The sequence below is a fragment of the Mycobacterium sp. 852002-40037_SCH5390672 genome (assembly GCF_001665875.1).
Lineage (GTDB): Bacteria > Actinomycetota > Actinomycetes > Mycobacteriales > Mycobacteriaceae > Mycobacterium.
This window is the reverse complement of record NZ_LZTA01000038.1, coordinates 26260-50179: the sequence shown is the minus strand read 5'-3', so window position 1 is coordinate 50179 and position 23920 is coordinate 26260. Positions and strand designations below refer to the sequence as shown.

General features: G+C 63.6%; 17 protein-coding genes and 3 rRNA genes. 9 read left to right on the top strand and 11 right to left on the bottom strand.

From position 1 onward, the window contains the following. Positions 1 to 82 precede the first annotated feature (82 nt). Together A5782_RS05660 and glgB are read left to right on the top strand one after the other, a co-directional pair. Entirely contained in the window at positions 83 to 2176 is a 2094-nt protein-coding gene (locus A5782_RS05660) for an alpha-1,4-glucan--maltose-1-phosphate maltosyltransferase (protein WP_231986600.1), read from the top strand. A 23-nt stretch (positions 2177 to 2199) separates the two neighbouring features. Continuing rightward, positions 2200 to 4395 carry a 1,4-alpha-glucan branching protein GlgB gene (gene glgB / locus A5782_RS05655; protein ID WP_067096330.1) on the top strand — a complete coding sequence of 732 codons (2196 nt, stop codon included), beginning with the start codon at positions 2200 to 2202 and terminating at the stop codon, positions 4393 to 4395. 16 nt (positions 4396 to 4411) lie between these two features. Here the strand turns inward: glgB and A5782_RS05650 are convergent, their stop codons facing one another. Continuing rightward, complete coding sequence (locus tag A5782_RS05650; protein ID WP_067096327.1) at positions 4412 to 5329, bottom strand: tetratricopeptide repeat protein; 918 nt, start codon at positions 5327 to 5329, stop codon at positions 4412 to 4414. A gap of 180 nt (positions 5330 to 5509) precedes the next feature. Further along, complete coding sequence (locus tag A5782_RS05645; RefSeq protein ID WP_067096325.1) at positions 5510 to 6691, bottom strand: acetyl-CoA C-acetyltransferase; 1182 nt, start codon at positions 6689 to 6691, stop codon at positions 5510 to 5512. 89 nt (positions 6692 to 6780) lie between these two features. Here A5782_RS05645 and mce point away from each other — a divergent pair, with 89 nt between their 5' ends. Continuing rightward, a complete protein-coding gene (gene mce, locus A5782_RS05640) occupies positions 6781 to 7248 on the top strand; it encodes a methylmalonyl-CoA epimerase (RefSeq protein WP_081397970.1) in 468 nt (155 codons plus the stop codon). Between the two features lie 11 nt (positions 7249 to 7259). On the opposite strand, the gene A5782_RS25210 is transcribed toward mce, so the two are convergent. Both A5782_RS25210 and nucS read right to left on the bottom strand, forming a co-directional pair. Next, entirely contained in the window at positions 7260 to 7568 is a 309-nt protein-coding gene (locus A5782_RS25210; RefSeq protein ID WP_082942791.1) for a hypothetical protein, read from the bottom strand. A gap of 23 nt (positions 7569 to 7591) precedes the next feature. After that, positions 7592 to 8263, bottom strand: a complete 672-nt coding sequence (nucS, locus tag A5782_RS05635) for an endonuclease NucS (RefSeq protein ID WP_067096967.1) — start codon at positions 8261 to 8263, stop codon at positions 7592 to 7594. Between the two features lie 45 nt (positions 8264 to 8308). Here nucS and A5782_RS05630 point away from each other — a divergent pair, with 45 nt between their 5' ends. Both A5782_RS05630 and A5782_RS05625 read left to right on the top strand, forming a co-directional pair. Continuing rightward, a complete protein-coding gene (locus tag A5782_RS05630) occupies positions 8309 to 9937 on the top strand; it encodes an adenylate/guanylate cyclase domain-containing protein (RefSeq protein WP_067096322.1) in 1629 nt (542 codons plus the stop codon). Positions 9938 to 9996: 59 nt separating this feature from the next. Then, positions 9997 to 10374 carry a hypothetical protein gene (locus tag A5782_RS05625; RefSeq protein WP_067096319.1) on the top strand — a complete coding sequence of 126 codons (378 nt, stop codon included), beginning with the start codon at positions 9997 to 9999 and terminating at the stop codon, positions 10372 to 10374. Positions 10375 to 10383: 9 nt separating this feature from the next. On the opposite strand, the gene A5782_RS05620 is transcribed toward A5782_RS05625, so the two are convergent. Next, positions 10384 to 11637 carry an MFS transporter gene (locus A5782_RS05620; RefSeq protein ID WP_067096316.1) on the bottom strand — a complete coding sequence of 418 codons (1254 nt, stop codon included), beginning with the start codon at positions 11635 to 11637 and terminating at the stop codon, positions 10384 to 10386. Between the two features lie 89 nt (positions 11638 to 11726). Here A5782_RS05620 and A5782_RS05615 point away from each other — a divergent pair, with 89 nt between their 5' ends. Further along, the gene (locus tag A5782_RS05615; RefSeq protein ID WP_067096313.1) at positions 11727 to 12626 is read left to right on the top strand and encodes a LysR family transcriptional regulator; all 900 of its coding nucleotides are present in this window, start codon (positions 11727 to 11729) and stop codon (positions 12624 to 12626) included. A 56-nt stretch (positions 12627 to 12682) separates the two neighbouring features. On the opposite strand, the gene A5782_RS05610 is transcribed toward A5782_RS05615, so the two are convergent. Further along, positions 12683 to 13756 carry a GGDEF domain-containing protein gene (locus tag A5782_RS05610; RefSeq protein ID WP_067096310.1) on the bottom strand — a complete coding sequence of 358 codons (1074 nt, stop codon included), beginning with the start codon at positions 13754 to 13756 and terminating at the stop codon, positions 12683 to 12685. A 226-nt stretch (positions 13757 to 13982) separates the two neighbouring features. Here A5782_RS05610 and A5782_RS05605 point away from each other — a divergent pair, with 226 nt between their 5' ends. Together A5782_RS05605 and A5782_RS05600 are read left to right on the top strand one after the other, a co-directional pair. Further along, complete coding sequence (locus A5782_RS05605) at positions 13983 to 15470, top strand: DNA-3-methyladenine glycosylase 2 family protein (protein ID WP_067096307.1); 1488 nt, start codon at positions 13983 to 13985, stop codon at positions 15468 to 15470. After that, positions 15467 to 15970, top strand: coding sequence for a methylated-DNA--[protein]-cysteine S-methyltransferase (locus A5782_RS05600; RefSeq protein ID WP_067096305.1), 504 nt, complete (start codon positions 15467 to 15469; stop codon positions 15968 to 15970). The genes A5782_RS05605 and A5782_RS05600 overlap by 4 nt, the downstream gene beginning before the upstream one ends. A gap of 61 nt (positions 15971 to 16031) precedes the next feature. Here A5782_RS05600 and rrf read toward each other — a convergent pair. The 4 genes from rrf to murA form a co-directional block, all read right to left on the bottom strand. Next, positions 16032 to 16144: ribosomal RNA gene (gene rrf, locus A5782_RS05595) — 5S ribosomal RNA — on the bottom strand. An 89-nt stretch (positions 16145 to 16233) separates the two neighbouring features. Further along, positions 16234 to 19342, bottom strand: a 23S ribosomal RNA gene (locus tag A5782_RS05590). Positions 19343 to 19626: 284 nt separating this feature from the next. Then, positions 19627 to 21157 (bottom strand): 16S ribosomal RNA (locus A5782_RS05585). Together the 16S, 23S and 5S rRNA genes form the textbook arrangement of a ribosomal RNA operon. Positions 21158 to 21527: 370 nt before the next feature. Beyond that, positions 21528 to 22781 (bottom strand): UDP-N-acetylglucosamine 1-carboxyvinyltransferase, encoded by a 1254-nt coding sequence (gene murA / locus A5782_RS05580; protein WP_067096302.1) that lies wholly within the window; start codon positions 22779 to 22781, stop codon positions 21528 to 21530. A 70-nt stretch (positions 22782 to 22851) separates the two neighbouring features. Here murA and A5782_RS05575 point away from each other — a divergent pair, with 70 nt between their 5' ends. Beyond that, positions 22852 to 23433: a cob(I)yrinic acid a,c-diamide adenosyltransferase gene (locus A5782_RS05575; protein WP_067096964.1), complete on the top strand. Its 582-nt coding sequence runs from the start codon at positions 22852 to 22854 to the stop codon at positions 23431 to 23433. A 37-nt stretch (positions 23434 to 23470) separates the two neighbouring features. Here the strand turns inward: A5782_RS05575 and A5782_RS05570 are convergent, their stop codons facing one another. Continuing rightward, positions 23471 to 23914, bottom strand: coding sequence for a DUF2550 domain-containing protein (locus A5782_RS05570; protein ID WP_067096300.1), 444 nt, complete (start codon positions 23912 to 23914; stop codon positions 23471 to 23473). Positions 23915 to 23920 lie beyond the last annotated feature (6 nt).

Sequence of the window (23920 nt, the reverse complement as noted above, 5' to 3'; positions counted from 1 at the left end):
ACGACAGCGAGTTTCCCGACGAGCGGCATTCCGCACGGAGCACACCGCGGGCTTGGCCGCACACAATCGGAACGGAGTGGTGGTGCCCGGTCGTGTCGAGATCGATAACGTCCAACCGGTCGTTTCCTGTGGCGCATATCCCGCGAAGGCCGTGGTCGGCGAGGTCGTGCCGGTCAGCGCCGCGGTATGGCGAGAAGGCCACGAGGCCGTCGCGGCGACCCTGGTCGTGCGCTACCTCGGACCCGGCTATCCGCAGGTAACCGAGACTCGCCGAATCAAGGCGGTCCAGGCGCCGACAAAGCCGGTGACCCAACGCGACGGCAAGGTCGACCAGCAACGCATCAAGCCGCTGTTGCTCCCGATGACGATGGGTCTGGAGCCCTACGTTTTCCACGGTCAGTTCACCCCCGATCAGGTCGGGCTGTGGACGTTCCGAGTCGACGGGTGGGGCGACCCTATTCACTCGTGGCGGCACGGACTGGTCGCCAAGCTGGACGCCGGTCAGGGCGAGACCGAACTGTCCAATGATCTTCTGGTCGGCGCCGGGTTGTTCGAGCGCGCGGCGACCGGCGTGCCCCGCGCGCTGCGCGAGCCGCTGCTGACCGCCGCCGCCGCGCTGCGCAAGCCCGGAGATCCGGTCACCCGCACCGCGCTGGCGCTGGGGCCCGAGATCGAAGAAATCCTGGCGGACTACCCGCTGCGCGATCTCGTCACCCGGGGCGAGCAGTTCGGCGTCTGGGTGGACCGGCCGCTGGCCCGGTTCGGCTCCTGGTATGAGATGTTTCCCCGCTCGACCGGTGGCTGGGACGCCGAGGGCAACCCCGTGCACGGCACCTTCGCCACCGCAGCGGCCCAGCTTCCGCGTATCGCGGCAATGGGATTCGACATCGTCTACCTGCCGCCGATCCACCCGATCGGCAAGGTACATCGCAAGGGACGCAACAACTCCCCGACCGCAGCGCCGACAGATGTGGGGTCCCCCTGGGCAATCGGCAGCGACGAGGGCGGCCATGACGCCGTCCACCCGGAGCTGGGCACCATCGAGGACTTCGATGCCTTCGTCGCGGCGACCCGCGAGTTGGGCATGGAGGTGGCGCTGGATCTGGCGCTGCAGTGCGCACCGGATCATCCCTGGGCGCGCGATCATCGCAACTGGTTCACCGAATTGCCCGACGGCACCATCGCTTACGCGGAGAACCCGCCGAAGAAATACCAGGACATCTATCCGATCAACTTCGACAACGACCCGGCGGGGCTCTACGACGAGGTGCTGCGCGTGGTCCGGCACTGGATGGACCACGGCGTCAAGTTCTTTCGCGTCGACAACCCGCACACCAAGCCGCCGGACTTCTGGGCCTGGCTGATCGCCGCGGTCAAGGCCATCGATCCCGACGTGCTGTTCTTGTCCGAGGCGTTCACGCCACCGGCGCGGCAGTACGGTCTGGCCAAATTGGGCTTCACGCAGTCCTACAGCTACTTCACCTGGCGCACGGCGAAGTGGGAGTTGACCGAGTTCGGCAACGACATCGCCAACCTCGCAGACTTCCGCCGGCCCAACCTGTTCGTGAACACCCCCGACATCCTGCACGCCATCTTGCAGCACAACGGGCCCGGCATGTTCGCCATCCGCGCGGTGCTGGCCGCGACCATGGGACCGGCATGGGGCGTGTACTCGGGTTACGAACTTTTCGAGCACCGTGCGGTGCGCGAGGGCAGCGAGGAGTACCTGGACTCGGAGAAGTACGAGTTGCGTCCCCGCGATTTCGCGGGTGCGCTCGCCGAAGGACGATCGCTCGAGCCATTCATCACACAGCTCAACGCAATTCGCCGGGTGCACCCAGCACTTCAGCAGCTGCGCACCATCCACTTTCACGACATCGACAACGACGCGTTGCTGGCCTTCAGCAAGTTCGACCCGGCCACCGGGGACTGCGTGTTGGTGGTGGTGACGCTCAACGCGTTCGGCACTGAGGAAGCGACACTGTTTTTAGATATGGCCGCTTTGGGTATGGAGACCTACGAGCGTTTTTGGGTGCGCGACGAGATCACCGGTCAGGAATTCCAGTGGGGACAATCCAATTACGTTCGCATCGACCCCGGGCAGGCGGTGGCCCACATCATCAACATGCCACTCATACCGTATGACTCTCGAATGACATTGCTACGCAGGCGATGAAAAGGACCGGAGGTGAAAGGGACATGAGCCAAGCCGACCAACTCGCTCGGACGCACTTGGCGCCCGATCCGGCCGACCTGTCGCGCCTGGTCGCCGGCGCGCACTACAACCCGCACAGCATTCTGGGCGCCCACGAATACGACGATCACACCGTCATTCGGGCCTACCGGCCCCATGCGGTCGAAGTGGTCGCACTGGTCGGCGACGACCGATTTACTTTGCAGCACATCGAATCCGGTCTTTTCGCCGTGGCTTTACCGTTCGTCGACCTGATCGACTATCGGCTGCAGATCACCTATGAAGGTGCCGAACCGTACGTCGTCGCCGACGCGTACCGCTTCCTCCCGACACTCGGTGAGGTCGACCTGCACCTGTTCGGAGAAGGACGCCACGAGCGGCTCTGGGAAGTCCTTGGCGCGCATCCTCGTTCGTTCACCACGGCCGACGGGGTCGTCACCGGAGTGTCGTTTGCCGTGTGGGCGCCCAACGCCAAGGGCGTCAGCCTGATCGGTGAGTTCAACGGCTGGAACGGTAACGAAGCGCCGATGCGAGTGTTGGGCTCATCAGGTGTCTGGGAACTGTTCTGGCCCGGCTTTCCTCTCGAGGGGCTGTACAAGTTCCGTGTCCATGGCGCCGATGGCGTCGTGACCGAGCGGGCCGATCCGATGGCGTTCGCCACCGAGGTGCCGCCGCACACCGCATCCCGGGTGACGCGCAGCGAGTACACCTGGGAAGACGCCGACTGGATGTCCGAGCGCCCCCAACGCAACCCGGTCTTCGAGCCGATGAGCACCTACGAGGTTCACCTGGGTTCCTGGCGTCCCGGACTCAACTACCGCCAGCTGGCCCGCGAGCTGACGGATTACGTGGTGGAACACGGGTTCACCCATGTGGAGCTGCTGCCGGTCGCCGAGCACCCCTTCGCCGGATCGTGGGGCTATCAAGTGACGTCGTACTACGCGCCGACGTCTCGATTCGGCACACCAGACGAGTTCCGGGCCCTGGTCGACGCCTTGCACCAAGCCGGCATCGGCGTGCTGGTGGACTGGGTTCCCGCACACTTCCCCAAGGACGCGTGGGCGCTGGCCCGCTTTGACGGCACCCCGCTCTATGAGCATTCCGACCCTCAGCGCGGTGAGCAACTCGACTGGGGTACCTATGTTTTCGACTTCGGCCGTCGCGAGGTTCGTAACTTCTTGGTGGCCAACGCACTGTTCTGGCTCGAAGAATTCCACATCGACGGTCTACGTGTCGACGCGGTCGCCTCGATGCTCTACCTGGACTACTCACGGCCCGAGGGCGGCTGGACCCCCAACATCTACGGCGGCCGAGAAAACCTCGAAGCGGTGCAATTCCTGCAGGAGCTGAACGCCACGGCTCACAAGGCCGCGCCCGGCATCGTCACGATCGCCGAGGAGTCAACCTCATGGCCCGGGGTGACACGGCCGACAAACCTTGGCGGCCTGGGCTTCTCGATGAAATGGAACATGGGCTGGATGCACGACACCCTCGACTACATCAGTCGCGATCCGATCCACCGCAGCTACCACCACCACGAGATGACGTTCTCGATGCTCTACGCCTTCAGCGAGAACTACGTGCTGCCGATCAGCCATGACGAGGTCGTGCACGGCAAGGGCACGCTGTGGGGCAGGATGCCGGGCAACAATCACGTCAAGGCGGCCGGACTGCGCAGCCTGCTCGCCTACCAGTGGGCGCACCCGGGCAAGCAATTGTTGTTCATGGGACAGGAATTCGGGCAGCGCGCCGAGTGGTCCGAGGAGCGCGGTCTGGATTGGTGGCAGCTCGACGAGCAGGGGTTCTCCAGCGGAGTTCTGCGCCTGGTCCGCGACATCAACGCCATCTACCGCAGTCACCCGGCGCTGTGGAGCCAGGACACCGTGCCCGACGGCTACTCCTGGATCGACGCCAATGATTCGGGCAACAACGTGTTGAGTTTCCTGCGCTACGGCAAGGACGGGTCGGTGATGGCGTGCGTGTTCAACTTCGCGGGTGCCGAGCACAGTGGATACCGGCTGGGCCTGCCGTCGGCGGGGCGCTGGCGCGAGGTGCTCAACACGGACGCGACGGTGTACAACGGTTCGGGGATCGGCAATATGGGCGGCGTGGATGCCACCGAAGACCCGTGGCATGGCCGGCCGGCGTCGGCGCTGCTGGTGCTTCCGCCCACGTCGGCTCTGTGGCTGGCGCCCGAGTAAAGCCGCAGCGCCCGCTTCAGTACAGCGCGTTGGCGAGGTTGCGCCGTCCGGCGACGACCTCGGGATCGGCTGGGTCGAACAGTTCGAACAGCTCGACCAACCGGGTGCGCACCAGGGTGCGATCGTCCCCGGATGTGCTGCGCACCAAGGCAATCAGACGATCGAAGGCGGCGCCCGCCTCCTGATTGAGGATCTGCACGTCGGCCGCGGCCAGCGCGGCTTCGATGTCGTCGGGCGCGGCGTCGGCGACAGCGACGGCGTCCGGACGCTGCGCGGTTGCGCGCGTGAGGAAGTCGATCTGGCGGATCGCGCCCTTGGCTTCGGCGCTGGCCGGGTTGGCGTCCAGGATCGCCTGATACGACGTTTTGGCGGCCTCGAAGTCGCCGTCGTCCAGTTGTTGGCGGGCTGCGGACAGCTCCGGGTCGACCGCCTCAGGCTCCGCGGAACCGGTTGAGCCCTTGAGCTTTCCGGCGGTCGCCGAGAGAATCTGATCCAACCAGCCGCGCAACTGCTCAGCCGGCTGCATTCCCTGGAAACTCGATATCGGCTGCCCGGCGGCCAGCGCCACCACGGTCGGCACGGCATCGACACCGAAGATCTGCGCGACCCTGGGCGCGACATCGACGTTGACCGTCGTCAACGACCACTTGCCATTGTCCTGGGCGGCCAGGCCGGCGAACGTGTCGAGCAGCTGGACGCACGCGTCGCTGCGCGGCGACCACAGCAGCACAACGACGGGCACTTCCTCGGACCGGAGCAGGACCTCGGCCTCGAAGTTGGCCTCGGTGACCGCGATGATGCCGGGGTCACCCTCGGCGGCCGTCGGCGCGGATCCGCCGGGAGGACCGACTGCGGGTTGGGGCCGCTGCTTGAGACCGGAGAGATCGACCGCACCAGCCAGGGCGGGGCCGATAGAAGGTCGCGGACGCGTCACGCCGTCAAGTTTGTCATGTGCATGGGCTACCCATCCACCCGGTGGCGGCGCCGCTCACCTAGCGGCACGCCGGGGCAAGAAATCGCGCCGAAAAGGGGTGTGATCGGCAAATATGACGAATATCACAATCCGGCATCGGCGCGTCACCCCAGCAACGTCGGCGAACGGCCCGATCCCTGACTAACCTGCGCGCAGAATCAGGGCGTCGCCCTGCCCGCCGGCCCCACACAGCGCAGCGACGGCGTACCCGGACCCGCGCCGCGCCAATTCCAGCGCGGCATGCAGCGTGATCCGCGCTCCCGACATCCCGATCGGATGCCCGACGGCGATCGCACCGCCGTTGACGTTGACGAGGTCGGGGTTCACACCGAGCTCGCGGGTCGACGCCAGGGCCACCGCGGAAAACGCCTCGTTGATCTCGATGACGTCGAGCTGGTCGACCGAGATGCCCTCACGGCTGATCGCCTTCTTGATCGCGTTGGCCGGCTGCGACTGCAGGGTGGAATCCGGTCCGGCCACCACGCCGTGCGCGCCGATCTCGGCCAGCCAGCTCAGCCCCAGCTCCTGCGCCTTGGCCTTGCTCATCACCACCACCGCGGCTGCGCCATCGGAGATCTGGGACGCCGAACCCGCGGTGATGGTGCCATCGCGGCGAAATGCCGGCTTGAGGCCGGCCAGCGAGTCGGCGGTGGTGTTGGCGCGGATCCCCTCATCCTCGGTGAACTGCAGCGGATCACCTTTGCGCTGCGGGATGTTGACCGGCACCACTTCGTCGGTGAAGACGCCGTCCTTCCAGGCCGCGGCCGCCTTCTGGTGGGATCGCGCAGCGAACTCGTCCTGCTCTTGCCGGGTGAATTGGTCGACGTCGTTGCGCTGCTCGGTGAGCGCGCCCATCGCCTGGTCGGTGAACACGTCGTGCAGCCCGTCGTAGGCCATGTGGTCCAACACCGTCACGTCGCCGTACTTGTAGCCCGAGCGGCTGTCCATCAGCAGGTGCGGCGCCTTGGTCATGGACTCCTGGCCGCCGGCCACCACCACGTCGAACTCCCCGGCGCGAATGAGCTGGTCAGCCAGCGCGATGGAGTCAATCCCGGACAGACACATCTTGTTGATGGTCAGCGCCGGAACATCCCAGCCGATGCCGGCCGCCACGGCCGCCTGACGTGCCGGCATCTGGCCGGCTCCGGCCGTCAACACCTGGCCCATGATCACGTAGTCGACCGCGGAGGCCGGGACGTTGGCCTTTTCCAGCGCGGCGGCGATCGCGATGGCCCCCAGATCGCTGGCGGAAAAGTCCTTCAGCGAACCCATCAACTTGCCGATGGGTGTCCGTGCTCCAGCAACGATCACCGAGGTCGTCATGACTATCTCCTAAGGCCTACCGGGCGCTCCCTCGACGGCCGTTTCGGCCTCCCGGAGAAGCGCAATCTTTGCCGCCAGGTTACCGTTATGTGATGACGACCGATCAAGTTGACGCCCGTCAGATCCTGGCCACCTCGCTGGTGACGGCGATCGATCACGTCGGCATCGCAGTCGCCGACCTGGACACCGCCATCGCCTGGTACCACGACACCCTCGGCATGATCCTGGTGCACGAGGAAGTCAACGAGGAGCAGGGAATCCGCGAAGCCATGCTGGCTGTGCGCGGCGCCCCGGCGGGTACCGCACAAATCCAGTTGATGGCCCCGATCGATGAGTCCTCGACGATCGCGAAGTTCCTCGACAAGCGCGGACCGGGCATTCAGCAGATGGCCGTTCGGGTCAGTGACCTCGACGCCTTGGTCGAGCAGCTTCGTGAGCAAGGCGTGCGGCTGATCTACGACGCACCTCGTCGCGGCACGGCAAACTCCCGGATCAACTTCATCCACCCCAAGGACGGCGGCGGAGTTCTGATCGAGCTCGTCGAACCGGCCGCCTGAGACTCCGATACTCACCACCACTTCCTGGTGGGACCGCGGGTAGCGCGGTGCGCCCAGCATGGAGTGTGCCAATGCCGACGGTCCTCGACGCGACCCGGGCCTCCCCCGAGTGTCGGATCGTTCGGCCACACCACCAGATGTGCTGAGCCGGAGTGTATTTCGTGATCGCAGCCGGGGCACCGATAGGTCTTGACCGCACGCGCCGCCGGGACGGGCCGGACTTCGTACTCGTGGCCGTCAGGGCCGACCTCCACCCGCCGCAGTGCCGGCGGCGGCGCGGGCGGCCGCTGCCGACGTGGCGGGGTGCGGCGTCGAGCCATCCGGTCAGTCTATTGGCGAACCCTCAGAACAGCCGGTACTCGTCGCTGTCCATCCCGCGCATCTTGTCGTAATCCAATGTCAGACAACGGATACCACGATCGATGGCCAGTGTGCGGGCCTGCGGTTTGATCTGCTGAGCCGCGAACACCCCTTTTACCGGCGCGAGCACGGTGTCGCGGTTGAGCAGCTCCAGGTACCGGGTGAGCTGCTCGACGCCGTCGATCTCGCCGCGTCGCTTGATCTCCACTGCCACCGAGCCACCGCGTTCGTCACGGCAGAGCAGATCGACGGGTCCGATGGCGGTCATGTACTCGCGGCGAACCAGCGTGTATCCGTCGCCGAGCAGTTGCACGTGCTCGGCGAGTAGGGCCTGCAGGTGCGCCTCGACGCCGTCCTTGACCAGCCCGGGGTCGACGCCGAGCTCGTGGCTGGAGTCGTGTTCGATCTCCTCGACGGTGATGCGCAGCTGTTCACCCGCCTTGTTCTCAACCACCCACACCGGTACCGGATCGCCGGCCTCCTCGGTCAGCCAGCAGGGCGGGCTCATCCAGTTCAGCGGCTTATAGGCGCGGTCGTCGGCGTGCACACTGACCGACCCGTCGGCCTTGATCAGCAGCAACCTGCGTGCCGACGGCAGATGCGCGGTGAGCCGGCCTACATAGTCGACGGTGCATTGAGCGATCACTAGACGCACCCGATTCACCTTAGAGCGTGTCCGACAACATAGGCTGACGCCACCATGTCGACCAACCAGTCCGTGGCAAGGCGAATAGGCCGGGTACTCGAGCGGGTCACCCGTCAGAGCGGGCATCTGCCGGCGACGCCTGCGTACGGCTCACTGCTGCTCGGGCGGGTGTCGGAAAGCCAAGGTCGTCGCCGGGTACGCATCCAGGTCATCATGACCGTTCTGGTGCTGGGGGCAAACCTGCTCGGGATCGGCGCGGGGCTGGTCTTGGTCATAGTCGCCATCCCCGTACCGAGTATTTTCGATGACGCACCGGCCTGGATCACCTTCGGGGCCGCACCGGCCTACATCGTCCTGGCGGCGACGCTGGGCACCTTTTGGATCACCCGCAGAACTGTCCTCGCGTTGCGCTGGGCGATCGAGGAGCGCACTCCGACTCCCGAGGACGAGCGCAACACGTTCATCGCTCCATGGCGAATCGCATTGGTCGACCTCATCTTGTGGGGAGCCGGAGCGGTTTTTTATACGGTGCTCTACGGCCTGATCAACACGATGTTCATCCCCCGCTTCCTGTTCGGGGTGAGCTTCTGCGGTGTGCTGGTGGCCACCGGCAGTTATCTGCTCGCCGAGTTCGCGTTGCGTCCGGTGGCGGCTCAGGCGCTCGAGGCGGGACCGCCCCCACGGCGACTGGCGGCGGGGATCATGGGCCGAACCATGGTGGTGTGGTTTCTCGGTTCGGGCGTGCCAATCGTCGGCATTGCGCTGCTCGCGTTTTTTGAGTTATGGCTGAACAACCTCAGCGAGACCCAGTTTGCGGTCGGTGTGCTGATCGTGTCGTCGGCCGCACTGATTTTTGGATGCGTCCTGATGTGGATCCTGGCCTGGCTGACGGCGACACCGGTGCGAGTGGTGCGGGCGGCTCTTCAGCGAGTCGAGAAGGGCGACTTGCGCGGGGACTTGGTGGTGTTCGACGGCACGGAGCTCGGCGAGCTACAACGGGGTTTCAACGCGATGGTCGACGGCCTGCGAGAGCGCGAACGGGTGCGCGATCTGTTCGGCCGCCACGTCGGCCGCGAAGTGGCCCTTGCCGCAGAACGCGAGCGGCCGAAGCTGGGCGGCGAGGAACGCCATGTGGCCGTCGTCTTCATCGACATCGTCGGATCCACCCAGTTGGTGACGAACAGGCGCCCGGCCGAGGTCGTGCGCGTGCTCAACCGATTCTTCGCCATCGTCGTCGAGGAAGTCGATCGATATTGCGGGCTGGTCAACAAGTTCGAAGGCGATGCGTCGCTGGCCATCTTCGGAGCGCCCAACCGGCTGGAGAGCCCGGAAGACGCGGCACTGGCCGCCGCGCGCTGCATTGCCGGGCGACTGGCCAACGAAATGTCTGAGCTTTCGGCCGGCATCGGCGTGGCAGCGGGCCAAGCCGTCGCCGGGAACGTCGGCGCCCGAGAGCGCTTTGAGTACACCGTGATCGGTGAACCGGTCAACGAGGCGGCCCGGCTGTGCGAGCTCGCCAAGTCGCACTCGGGCCGGCTGCTCGCGACAGCCGACGCCATCGAGCGGGCAAGTGAAAACGAGCGGGAGCGTTGGTCTCTGGGCGACAGCGTGACCCTTCGCGGGCACGAGCGACCCACCCGGTTGGCAATGCCCGCCGGGGCGGACGCCCCGCCCGCCGGTTGATACCGGGCCGAAATGGGTAGAGGGACACAAGAAATGACCCCTCAGAGATTGGTTTGGACATGACCGGTAGTGGAGTCACCCGCCGCGCCTCAGTCGCCGCGGGGATCGCAGCTGCGATCGCCTTGAGTTCGTTGACCGCGGGATGCGGCTCGAGTAACAACAACAAGAACCCCACCACCTCGACCGTCACCACCACACTCACGACGCCGGCAAGCGTCACAACGACGGCTCCGGCGGCACCGGCGCCCGGCGGCCCGGGTGGCGGCGGTCCCGCCGTGGGACCGGGTGGCGCCACCACCGCGGGGCCGGGCGGTTCGGGTGCCGGCGCCGGGCCCGGTGGGGCCAGCGCGGGCGTGCCCGGTGCCGGGGCTTCCGCGGGGCCGGGCGGCGCGGGTGCCTGCGCCGGCGGCGTGTGCGTCGGGACGCCGCCGGGCTGATTCAGGAGGCTATGGCACCGGGCGGATCATTGCGACGGTGACCATGGCTGCGGCGTGGCGCCGGCTGGGACGGGAGCCGTTGTCTCTCACTGACATTGCGACGAGCAACGTGGCGGCCAACAGCAGCGCGCCCACAAACCACGTCGTCGCCGGCCAGCCACCGGTGCCGTAGACGAGACCGCCCAGCGCGCCGGCCACCGATCCACCCAGGTAGTAGCTGAACAGGTACAGCGCGGACGCCTCCGCGCGATCCCGGTGCGCCACCGCGCCCACCCAGCCACTGGCAACGGTGTGCGCGGCGAAGAACCCGCCGGTGAAAACGCCGACGCCGACGACGATCACGGCCAGCACATGCGGGACGGTGAGCAGCAGGCCGACCACGGTGATCGGCAACGCAGAGCCGAGCACGAGCCGGCGCCCTCGACGGTCGGCGAGCCGGCCCGCCACAACCGATGTCCAGGTGCCCACGAGGTAGAGGAGGAACAGCAGACCCACCACCGAGGACGCCAATCCAAAGGGTTGATCAGTCAGTCGGTACCCGAGGTAGTTGTAGACCGTGACGAATGCGCCCATCAGCACCGAGCCCAATGCAAACAGCTTCAGCAACACGGGGTTTCGCACATGCGCGGCAAGGTTGCCGATGGTGTCGCGCACGCTTGCCGCCTTCGGGGTGAAGAACTGCGACCTCGGCACGGCAAGGGCGAACACGGCCGTACCGGCGAGCGTCGTCACCGAGCACACCAGCAGCGCGACCCGCCAATTACTGACGTCGACGACCAGGGAGGGCACGATCCGCCCGACCAGCCCTCCCACCGTCGTCCCGGCGACATAGCGGCCCATCGCCGAACCGAGCGACGAGGCATGCACCTCCTCGGCGAGGAACGCCATGGCGACCGCGGGTATGCCGGCCAGCGCGACACCATGCAGCGCGCGTCCCACCAGCAGCACACCCAGGGTGGGACTCAACGGCAATAACAGCCCGATGGCGCTGGAAGCTACCCCCGAGGTGACCATCACGCTGATGCGCCCGTAGCGCTCCGAAAGCACACTCGCCGGAATGATTGACAGCGCTAACATTCCCGTCGTCAATGACACCGTCAACGCCGCTGTGGCGGGGCTGATCCGGTAAGACGCCGACAACGCCGGGAGCAAGGCCTGCGTGCAGTACATCGCGGCGAAACTGGACAGACCGGCACCGTACAGCGCGGCGGTCATTCGCCGGTATCCCTTGGTTCCCGCCCGATGGGCGACGACTTGCTGCATAACTTCGATGCTTCGGGCCGGGCCACCTAAACGGAAATGAATTATCCCACGGATTATGATGCAATAATCACATAAGCAGAGGTGGCGGCATGGCTGAGGGCGACTACGAGTGGTTCATCACACTCGCCGAGTTGCAACATGTCACATCGGCGGCCCAGCAACTTCACATCGCCCAGCCGACGCTGACCCGGATGCTGGCTCGTCTGGAACAGCACGTGGGAGTGTCGCTGTTCGACCGTCGCGGCAGGCGGCTTGCCCTCAACACGTACGGCCGGATCTTCTACGAGCATGCCCGGCGCGCCCAGTTGGAGCTTGATTCGGCCAGGCGCGCGATCGACGACCTGACAAATCCGGCCGTCAGCGAGATCCGGTTGGCCTTCCTGAGTTCTTTCGGGTCAACGGTGGTGCCGCGTTTGATCGCGAGATTCGGGGAATCGTCTCCGCGAGTGACATTCACGCTCGAGGAGGGGGCCGCCGAATCGATCGGCGATCGTGTGCAATCCGGCGTCGTCGACATCGGAGTGGTGTCGCCACGGCCGCGTAAGCCAACGCTGGCCTGGCGCAGCCTGTTTCGCCAACGACTCGGTATCGCCGTCCCGCAGGATCACCGATTTTCACACGTTGCGGAGGTGTCCACGATCGATCTGGCCGACGAGCGCTTCGTGACCATGCACCGCGGATTCGGCATGCGCCGACTCCTCGACGAACTCTGTGCCGCGGCACAGTTTCGGCCCCGAATCGGCTTGGAAGCGCCGACTCTCACCACAGCCACCGGCTTGGTCGCCGAGGGGCTGGGCATCAGCCTGGTTCCCGTCGACGGCAGCGAGTACGCACCGGGAGTGCGAGTGCTGCGCCTGGCCGACGCTGACGCCTACCGCGATGTCGGCATGATCTGGAATTCCAGTCGACCGTTGTCTCGCTCGGCACGCGACTTCATCGCGGCGGCCGCCGCGGTAGAGCACCACGAAACGAAGACCCGGATCACCTGAACGCAACATGCGCCTCCCACCGGCCGATGTGCCACGCGGGGAATTCGGGTATCGACTCAGGCCGCGATCTGGTGGTGGCGGATTTGGTTACCCCCACACCGCTTGGCTTCGTACATTGCGGTGTCGGCGTGGGCGACCAACTGGTGAAACGCGTGCTCGGCATAGTCCGAGACCACGCTGCTCAACGCCAGGCTCGCGATTCCGACGCTGGCGGTCACGGATGCGTCCACCCCGGCCACGGCGTCACAGAGCTGTCGACCCCACTCCGGCAGCTGTTCGGTCGTCACGATGTCCGCGACCAGGAATTCCTCCCCGCCGACGCGACCGACGACGGCGGTCTCTCCGCATGCAGTGGTCAAGGTACCCGCCACCGCGATGAGCGCCTCATCGCCGGCAGCGTGTCCGCGACTGTCGTTGAGCTCTTTGAAGCGGTCCAGATCAACCATGGCCACCGCCAGAAACATGTGACGGGCACCCGCCAGCATCCGGCCCACTATGGCCCGGTCGCAGGCTCTTCGATTCAACAGCCCGGTCAGCGGATCGCGGTTGGCGCGCAAGAGATCCATCCACAGCGCGCGCACTACGACCTGGATGGCAAGCGGCACGACCACGTTGAGTTCTAGGACCAGAAAGTAACCCGTGAAGGCCAGCACGGTCTGCCCGGTAGCGGCCAGCCGCACCGCCTGCCAGGCCCCGATCGCGCTGGCCAGGAAGAAATTCAGCGCCATGAGCCGCGCCGTGTGGAAGAACGCGATATAGCCACCGGTGACCGACAGCGCAGAGCATGACATCAGCCCGACGAGTGACTGAGGCTGCCACAGACAACCGCCACCAATTGATATGGCACCGGTCATGATGTAGAACACGGACTGGCGTCGAGTGGGCCACCCGCTCAACCACAGCGCCGTCATGCCCAGCCCCAGGACGGCGGCTACGACCGAAACCGTCAGCGCCACACGTGGATACAACGGGACGGGCCCGTAGAACACGTTGACCGGAACCAACACCAATGATGCCGCCACAACGGCTAACACCCTGCGGGTGCTCGTGCTGAGCCCGTGGGCTTGCAAATAGCCTGTCAGCCAATCGAAATGGTCATCTTGCCCCCACCACGTCGCCAGCCGCGTCATCGGTTCGCCTTTCCCCGAACTCGCTCACCCCGTCGGGGTCATATCGCCAGAGCCGGTGAGTTGGGTCACAGTTAATACCATCGAGCGCAGGAAATATCTCGAATGGACCAGAAAGGCGCATCGGATGGTGAACCGCGGAAAGGGTTGATCGGTCGTTCCGGGTGCATCTCACGTAGATGTCGCTTTCCCGCCAGTTTTGTCGGTGGGCGGGTGTAAGCCTGGAACCGTGCACGACGATTTCGAACGCTGCTACCGCGCCGTCCAGTCCAAGGACGCCCGGTTCGACGGCTGGTTCGTCACCGCGGTGCTGACCACTCGGATCTATTGCCGACCCAGCTGCCCGGTGCGGCCCCCGTTCGCACGTAACGTGCGGTTTTATCCGACCGCGGCAGCCGCTCAGCGCGCCGGCTTTCGCGCGTGCAAGCGGTGCCGCCCCGACGCGTCCCCGGGGTCTCCGGAATGGAACGTGCGGGGTGACGTCGTGGCGCGAACGATGCGGCTGATCGCCGACGGCACGGTGGATCGTGAAGGTGTCGGCGGCCTGGCCGCCCGCCTCGGATACACCACCCGACAGCTCGAGCGGCTCTTGCAGGCAGAGGTCGGGGCCGGCCCGCTCGCCCTGGCCCGCGCGCAACGGGCGCAGACCGCCCGGGTGCTGATCGAGACCACGGACCTGCCGTTCGGCGACGTCGCATTCGCCGCCGGCTTTTCCAGCATCCGTCAGTTCAACGACACCGTGCGCTCGGTGTTCGAGAACACTCCGAGCGCGCTGCGCAAGCGCGCGGCGACGCGCTCCGCATCGGGCCCGAATTCGCCTGGCACCGTGTGCCTTCGACTCCCGGTACGCACACCCTTCGGCTACGCCGGTGTCTTCGGTCACCTGGCGGCGGGCACGGTGCCCGGTTGCGAGGAGGTTCGCGATGGTGCTTACCGGCGCACTCTGCGACTGCCGTTCGGCAACGCGATCGTCGCCCTGACGCCCGCCGTGGATCACGTCCGTTGCGTTCTCGTGCTCGACGACTTCCGCGATCTGACAACGGCTATCGCGCGCTGCCGGCGGCTGCTGGACCTCGATGCCGACCCGGAAGCGGTGGACGAGGCGCTGAGCGGCGACGCGGAGTTCTGCGCCGTAGTAGCCAAGGCGCCCGGGCAGCGGATTCCGCGCACGGTCGACGAGGCCGAACTCGCGGTGCGCGCGGTGCTGGGCCAGCAGGTGTCCACCAAGGCGGCGAGCACCCATGCGGGCCGCCTCGTTGCGGCCTACGGACAGCCGATCAACGATCCCGCGGGAACCTTGACCCATACCTTCCCGTCGGTTGAGCAGCTGGCAGAAATCGATCCCATCCATTTGGCGGTGCCCGTAACGCGCCGACGGACACTCACCGCGCTGGTCGCCGGCCTCGCCGACGGAAATGTCGTGCTGAGCGCCGGGTGCGACTGGGAAAGCGCTCGAGCGCAATTACTCGCGTTGCCCGGGGTGGGCCCTTGGACCGCGGAGGTGATTGCGATGCGCGGCCTCGGCGATCCCGACGCGTTTCCCGCCAGCGATCTGGGCTTGCGCCTGGCCGCCAAACAGCTGGGCTTGCCGCCCGACGAACGGTCCCTTATCGCGCACAGTGCGCGGTGGCGGCCCTGGCGTTCCTATGCCACCCAATACCTTTGGACCACTCTCGAGCATCCGGTAAACCATTGGCCGCCGCAGGAGGTCGCATGATCGAGTACCGCACCATCGACAGCCCGATCGGACTGCTGACCCTGGCCGGTCGCGGCTCGGTGCTGACGAATCTACGAATGGTCGACCAGACCTACGAACCGAGCCGCAACGGCTGGACGCAGAATCCTCGGGCATTCGGCGCGGCAGTCGAGCAGCTCACCGCGTATTTCGCCGGCGAACGCATCGACTTCGACATCGAGTTCGATCTGCACGGTTCGGAATTTCAGCGACGGGTGTGGAAGGCGCTGCTGACAATTCCGTACGGAGAGACGCGCTCGTACGGACAGATCGCCGCCCAAATCGGAGCCATCGGTTCCGCACGCGCGGTGGGCTTGGCCAACGGGCACAACCCGATCGCGATCGTCGTCCCGTGCCACCGGGTCATCGGCGCCAACGGAAGCCTCACCGGCTACGGCGGCGGACTGGACCGAAAGCGAACGCTTCTCGATATGGAGCGCAAACGCACGGCGGTCAATGCAGATTGGACGTTATTCGATTAAGAAACACACATTTATTTGCGCATGCAAAAACACCCCCGTTGCCGGGGGTGTTTTTGTGTATGTTCGGCGGTGTCCTACTTTTCCACCCGTAGGGGCAGTATCATTGGCGCTGACAGGCTTAGCTTCCGGGTTCGGAATGGGACCGGGCGTTTCCCTGTCGCTGTGGCCGCCGTAACTCTATTTAAATTAGTTTGGTGGGGGGTGCGGTGTCAAAGCTTTCCGCGACAAATAGCCGCAGAAATGGACTGTGGTTGCGATTGTGTATTAGTAAGTTTTCGGCCGGTTAGTGCCAGTTCCCTGCACCCATTACTGGGCTTCCAGGTCTGGCCTATCGAACCCGTGGTCTGCGGGGGGCCTTATCCCTCTAAAAGGGTGAGAAACCTGATCTTGGAGAAGGTTTCCCGCTTAGATGCTTTCAGCGGTTATCCTGTCCGAACGTGGCTATCCAGCCGTGCCCCTGGTGGGACAACTGGTATACCAGAGGTTCGTCCGTCCCGGTCCTCTCGTACTAGGGACAGGTTTCCTCAAGTTTCTGACGCGCGCGGCGGATAGAGACCGAACTGTCTCACGACGTTCTAAACCCAGCTCGCGTGCCGCTTTAATGGGCGAACAGCCCAACCCTTGGGACCTGCTCCAGCCCCAGGATGCGACGAGCCGACATCGAGGTGCCAAACCATCCCGTCGATATGGACTCTTGGGGAAGATCAGCCTGTTATCCCCGGGGTACCTTTTATCCGTTGAGCGACACCCCTTCCACTCAGAGGTGCCGGATCACTAGTCCCGACTTTCGTCCCTGCTTGACTTGTAAGTCTCGCAGTCAAGCTCCCTTGTGCACTTACACTCAACACCTGATTGCCGTCCAGGTTGAGGGAACCTTTGGGCGCCTCCGTTACATTTTAGGAGGCAACCGCCCCAGTTAAACTACCCACCAGGCACTGTCCGTGAACCGGATATACGGTTCGACGTTAGGTATCCAATACGATCAGAGTGGTATTTCAACAACGACTCCATACAAACTGGCGTCTGTATTTCACAGTCTCCCACCTATCCTACACAAACCGTACCGAACACCAATACCAAGTTGTAGTGAAGGTCCCGGGGTCTTTTCGTCCTGCCGCGCGTAACGAGCATCTTTACTCGTAGTGCAATTTCGCCGAGTCTATGGTTGAGACAGTTGGGAAGTCGTTACGCCATTCGTGCAGGTCGGAACTTACCCGACAAGGAATTTCGCTACCTTAGGATGGTTATAGTTACCACCGCCGTTTACTGGGGCTTAAATTCTCCGCTTCACCTTACGGTTAACGGGTCCTCTTAACCTTCCAGCACCGGGCAGGCGTCAGTCCGTATACATCGTCTTGCGACTTCGCACGGACCTGTGTTTTTAGTAAACAGTCGCTACCCACTAGTTTCTGCGGCCGAATCCCGCTCCCACCGCAAGGGTGTTCACGGTATTCCGGCCCCCCTTCTCCCGAAGTTACGGGGGCATTTTGCCGAGTTCCTTAACCATAGTTATCTCGTACGCCTTGGTATTCTCTACCTGACCACCTGTGTTGGTTTGGGGTACGGGCCGTGTATGTGCTCGCTAGAGGCTTTTCTTGGCAGCAGAGGATTACCGAATTCGCCTCAATCGGCTATGCATCACCTCTCGGGATTAATGAGCGACGGATTTGCCTATCGCTCTCCCTACAGGTTTGCCCCAGTATTACCACTGACTGGTACGGCTACCTTCCTGCGTCACCCCATCGCTTGACTACTACCCATCCGGGTCCCACGCAGCCGGCGGCCCTCGCACCCCGAAGGGATTGATAGACCACCATTTGGGTGGTTAGCAGAATGGATTCGTCAGGGACGCCTATACACGGGTACGGGAATATCAACCCGTTGTCCATCGACTACGCCTGTCGGCCTCGCCTTAGGTCCCGACTCACCCTGGGCGGACTGGCCTGGCCCAGGAACCCTTGGTCTTACGGCGGGCAAGGTTCTCACTTGCCTTATCGCTACTCATGCCTGCATTCTCACTCCCCCATCCTCCACCACCGGTCACCCAATGGCTTCTCTGAATGAGGGACGCTCCCCTACCCACATCCACCGTACGGTGAATGTGCCGCGGCTTCGGCGGTGTGCTTGAGCCCCGCTACATTATCGGCGCACAATCACTTGACCAGTGAGCTATTACGCACTCTTTCAAGGGTGGCTGCTTCTAAGCCAACCTCCTGGTTGTCTCTGCGACTGCACATCCTTTTCCACTTAGCACACGCTTAGGGGCCTTAGCCGGCGATCTGGGCTGTTTCCCTTTCGACGTACGGAGCTTATCCCCCGCCGTCTCACTGCCACGCTTTACACCACGGCATTCGGAGTTTGGCTGACGTCAGTAACCTAGTAGGGCCCATCGGCCATCCAGTAGCTCTACCTCCGTGGTGAACCACGCAACGCTGCACCTAAATGCATTTCGGGGAGAACCAGCTATCACGGAGTTTGATTGGCCTTTCACCCCTACCCACAGCTCATCCCCTCAGTCTTCAACCTAAGTGGGTTCGGGCCTCCACGCGGTCTTACCCGCGCTTCACCCTGGCCATGGGTAGATCACTCCGCTTCGGGTCCAGAACACGCCACTACACCCCAAAGGGGATGCGCCCTATTCAGACTCGCTTTCGCTGCGGCTACCCCGCACGGGTTAACCTCGCGACGTGTCCCTGACTCGCAGGCTCATTCTTCAAAAGGCACGCCATCACCCCACGAGGAGGCTCTGACGGATTGTAGGCACACGGTTTCAGGTACTATTTCACTCCCCTCCCGGGGTACTTTTCACCATTCCCTCACGGTACTAATCCGCTATCGGTCATCGAGAAGTATTTAGGCTTACCGGGTGGTCCCGGCAGATTCACAGCAGATTCCACGGGCCCGCTGCTACTCGGGAACTGATACAAGGTAGGTGACGGGTTTTCGCGTACCGGGCTCTCACCGTCTACGGCAGGCCATCCCAGGCCATTTCTGCTAACCACGACACTTTCTGACTACCCCTCAGCCAGGTAGGGCTGAGACATATCACTCCCACAACACCGCGCACACAACCCCTACCCGGTTATACATGCGTGCGGTTTAGCCTGTTCCGCGTTCGCTCGCCACTACTGACGGAATCACAATTGTTTTCTTCTCCTACGGGTACTGAGATGTTTCACTTCCCCGCGTTACCTCCCGCACCCTATATATTCAGGTGCGGGTAACACGACATCACTCGTGCTGGGTTTCCCCATTCGGAAATCCTCGGATCAATGCTAGGTTGACAGCTCCCCGAGGCATATCGCAGCCTCCCACGTCCTTCATCGGCTCTCGATGCCAAGGCATCCACCATGCGCCCTTAAGCACTTACTTACACACAAAAACTAAAAAAAGAAATTACACATTTTGATGAACACGTCAGCCACGAAGGACTACGCGTTCATCTAGATGCTCGCAACCACTATCCAATACTCAAACACCACACCCCACCACCAAGATGGAGGGACTCCACACGGTTCGACCGAGTGTTGTCTCAGGGCCCAATAGTGTGTCTGGCAATCATTTGCTGTTGTGCACCCGGTTTTCGTCCACTACAGACGAGAACCCCTCACGGCTCGCACCCCACCAATTGGAGTGCTTTTCGTGGTGCTCCTTAGAAAGGAGGTGATCCAGCCGCACCTTCCGGTACGGCTACCTTGTTACGACTTCGTCCCAATCGCCGATCCCACCTTCGACAGCTCCCTCCCAAGGGTTAGGCCACTGGCTTCGGGTGTTACCGACTTTCATGACGTGACGGGCGGTGTGTACAAGGCCCGGGAACGTATTCACCGCAGCGTTGCTGATCTGCGATTACTAGCGACTCCGACTTCATGGGGTCGAGTTGCAGACCCCAATCCGAACTGAGACCGGCTTTAAAAGGATTCGCTTAACCTTGCGGCATCGCAGCCCTTTGTACCGGCCATTGTAGCATGTGTGAAGCCCTGGACATAAGGGGCATGATGACTTGACGTCATCCCCACCTTCCTCCGAGTTGACCCCGGCAGTCTCTCACGAGTCCCCGGCATTACCCGCTGGCAACATGAGACAAGGGTTGCGCTCGTTGCGGGACTTAACCCAACATCTCACGACACGAGCTGACGACAGCCATGCACCACCTGCACACAGGCCACAAGGGAACGCCTATCTCTAGACGCGTCCTGTGCATGTCAAACCCAGGTAAGGTTCTTCGCGTTGCATCGAATTAATCCACATGCTCCGCCGCTTGTGCGGGCCCCCGTCAATTCCTTTGAGTTTTAGCCTTGCGGCCGTACTCCCCAGGCGGGGTACTTAATGCGTTAGCTACGGCACGGATCCCAAGGAAGGAAACCCACACCTAGTACCCACCGTTTACGGCGTGGACTACCAGGGTATCTAATCCTGTTCGCTCCCCACGCTTTCGCTCCTCAGCGTCAGTTACTGCCCAGAGACCCGCCTTCGCCACCGGTGTTCCTCCTGATATCTGCGCATTCCACCGCTACACCAGGAATTCCAGTCTCCCCTGCAGTACTCTAGTCTGCCCGTATCGCCCGCACGCTCACAGTTAAGCCGTGAGATTTCACGAACAACGCGACAAACCACCTACGAGCTCTTTACGCCCAGTAATTCCGGACAACGCTCGCACCCTACGTATTACCGCGGCTGCTGGCACGTAGTTGGCCGGTGCTTCTTCTCCACCTACCGTCAATCCGAGAAAACCCGGACCTTCGTCGATGGTGAAAGAGGTTTACAACCCGAAGGCCGTCATCCCCCACGCGGCGTCGCTGCATCAGGCTTGCGCCCATTGTGCAATATTCCCCACTGCTGCCTCCCGTAGGAGTCTGGGCCGTATCTCAGTCCCAGTGTGGCCGGACACCCTCTCAGGCCGGCTACCCGTCGTCGCCTTGGTAGGCCATCACCCCACCAACAAGCTGATAGGCCGCGGGCCCATCCCACACCGCAAAAGCTTTCCACCAAAAGACATGCGTCTAAAGGTCCTATTCGGTATTAGACCCAGTTTCCCAGGCTTATCCCGAAGTGCAGGGCAGATTGCCCACGTGTTACTCACCCGTTCGCCACTCGAGTACCTCCGAAGAGGCCTTTCCGTTCGACTTGCATGTGTTAAGCACGCCGCCAGCGTTCGTCCTGAGCCAGGATCAAACTCTCCAAACAAAAACTCCTCGCAAAACGAGGTGAATTCACAATCAGAGAAAATCTGACCTAACAAAAAGACACCAAAAACTGGCATCTAGAAACGACCATACCCACACACGGGGGGTGCAAGTATGGTCAAAAAAACAACAACAAATAAATAAACCAAACACACTATTGAGTTCTCAAACAACACTTGTTTCGCCCGTTTTGGGGCAACCCTGCCAGCTTAATACACATCCGGCAGCTAAGTCAACTCCCAGTTTTGATCTTCTAGAGACCGTGTCGGGAGCAGCCGTGCCAGGCTAGTACCAATCCAGCGAGGGAGTCAAGGCCCCGCTCTTCGTCCACCTTCGCGTTGGTGATCGCGCTTGTGGGGCACTGACTTTGGTTACTGTACCCGCTCGATCTCCGCTCCCAAAATCGCCAGGTTTTCCACGAACAACGGGTAGCCGCGATCGATGTGGAAGACGTCGTGAACCTCGGTGTCTCCGTCGGCGACAAGGCCGGCCAACACCAGGCCGGCGCCGGCCCGGATATCCGAACACCAAACCGGTGCGCTCGACAATTGCGGCAGGCCGCGAACGACGGCGTGGTGTCCGTCGGTCCGGGCGTCGGCGCCAAGGCGAATCATTTCCTCAACGAACCGAAAGCGCGCCTCGAATACGTTCTCGGTGATCATCGACGTGCCGTCGGCGATCGAGGCCAGGGCGATCGCCATGGGCTGCAGGTCGGTGGGGAATCCGGGGAACGGCAAGGTCGCCACATTGACGGCCTTCGGGCGCTCGTACTGCGCCACCCGGAAGCTGTCGTCGGTTTGGGTCACGGTGGCGCCGGCGTCGTGCAACTTGTGCAGCACCACCTGCAGGTGGGCCGGGTCGATGCCCTTCACCGAGATGTCTCCGCGGGTGATCGCGGCTGCGATCCCCCACGTGGCGGCGACGATGCGATCCCCGATCACGCGATGCTCGGTCGGGTGCAGCCGCGGGACGCCGGTGATGGTCATCGTCGGCGAACCCGCGCCTTCGACCTGCGCGCCCATCTGGTTCAACATCGTGCACAGATCCACGACGTCGGGCTCGCGCGCCGCGTTGTGGATGGTGGTGACGCCCTCGGCCACGACCGCGGCCATCAGGATGTTCTCGGTGGCTCCCACCGAGGGGAACTCCAATTGAATCTCCGCGCCGCGCAACGTGTCGGCTTGTGCCACCACGCATCCGTGCTCGATGTTGCATTGCGCCCCCAGTTGGCGCAGGCCGGCCTGATGCATGTCCAGCGGACGCGAGCCGATCGCGTCACCACCCGGCAGCGCGACCCGGGCGCGCTTGCACCGGCCGACCAGCGGTCCCAGCACGCACACCGACGCGCGGAACTGTCGCACCGCGGCGAAGTCGGCATCGTATTTCGGCTCATCCGGAGAGGTGATTCGGGCGACATCGCCATCCAGCTCGACGGTTGCGCCCAGGCCGCGCAGCACCTCCGCCATCAGCGGCACATCCAGGATGTCGGGGCAGTTGGTGATTGTGCTGGTGCCTTCGGCCAACAGCGTCGCGGCCATCAGCTTGAGCACGCTGTTTTTTGCCCCGCCTACTGCGACTTCGCCTGACAAGCGGTTGCCGCCGGTCACCACGAATCGTTCAGCCACCCGCGTCAGTCTAGTGAAGCGGTATCGGCTTGTCAGTCGGCCGACCCACACACCCGAGTACGGTTTGCTCATGGCAGTACACCTGACTCGCATCTACACCCGGACCGGCGACGACGGCACCACGGGATTGAGCGACTTCTCGCGGGTCTCCAAGAACGACCCCCGGCTGGTGGCCTACGCGGACTGCGACGAAGCCAACTCGGCGATCGGCGTCGCCATCGCCGTGGGTCAGCCCGACGAGAAGCTCATGGGTGTGTTGCAGCAGATCCAGAACGATTTGTTCGATGCCGGCGCGGATCTGTCGACTCCCGTGGTCGAAAACCCCGAATATCCCCCCCTGCGAGTCACCCAGCCCTACATCGATCGGCTCGAAAAGTGGTGTGACACATATAACGAGTCCTTACCGAAGCTGAATTCGTTTGTGCTGCCGGGTGGTTCGCCGTTGTCGGCGTTGCTGCACGTCGCCCGCACCGTGGTGCGTCGGGCCGAACGGTCGGCATGGGCGGCGGTCGACGCCGCGCCCGGGCAGGTCAACGTCCTGCCCGCGAAATACCTGAACCGCCTCTCGGATCTGCTCTTCATCCTGTCGCGCGTGGCCAATCCCGACGGCGACGTGCGCTGGAAACCCGGCGAGAACGCTGCCGGGAGTTAGCCGGGGCTCCGTTCGTCTCGCGTACCGGTGACGCGGTCTAGAGGCTGCGCCGGCGGGATCGCGGCGACGGACGCGACTCCAGCCAGGACAAGAACGCGGTCAACGCACCCTTGTCAAAGGCGATCTCGTAGCCAGACCGGCGGTCCTGGGTTGTGTCGCGCAGCTCGATGACGACGATCTCGTCGGTCATGATGTCGAACTCGTCACCGCGTGGCGCCCGCCTGGATACGATCTCCACGCCTCGCCGGCTCAGCCGCCGGTCCGGCCACCATCGCAGACTGGACAGCCGGTAGAAGGCCGCTTCGCCTCCGCGGTAACGGATTACGCCGTGCCGCCAGCCGTGGCCTCCCACCGCGGGAATGTCTCGCATGATCCCCGCCGTGCCGCCCTGGCGCAGTTTCCACAGCCGATAGCTCAGCGCGACGACAGCACCCGCCAGCACGACGACGAGCACGACCATGCCAGTCATGGGCGCGCTCATCGGCGG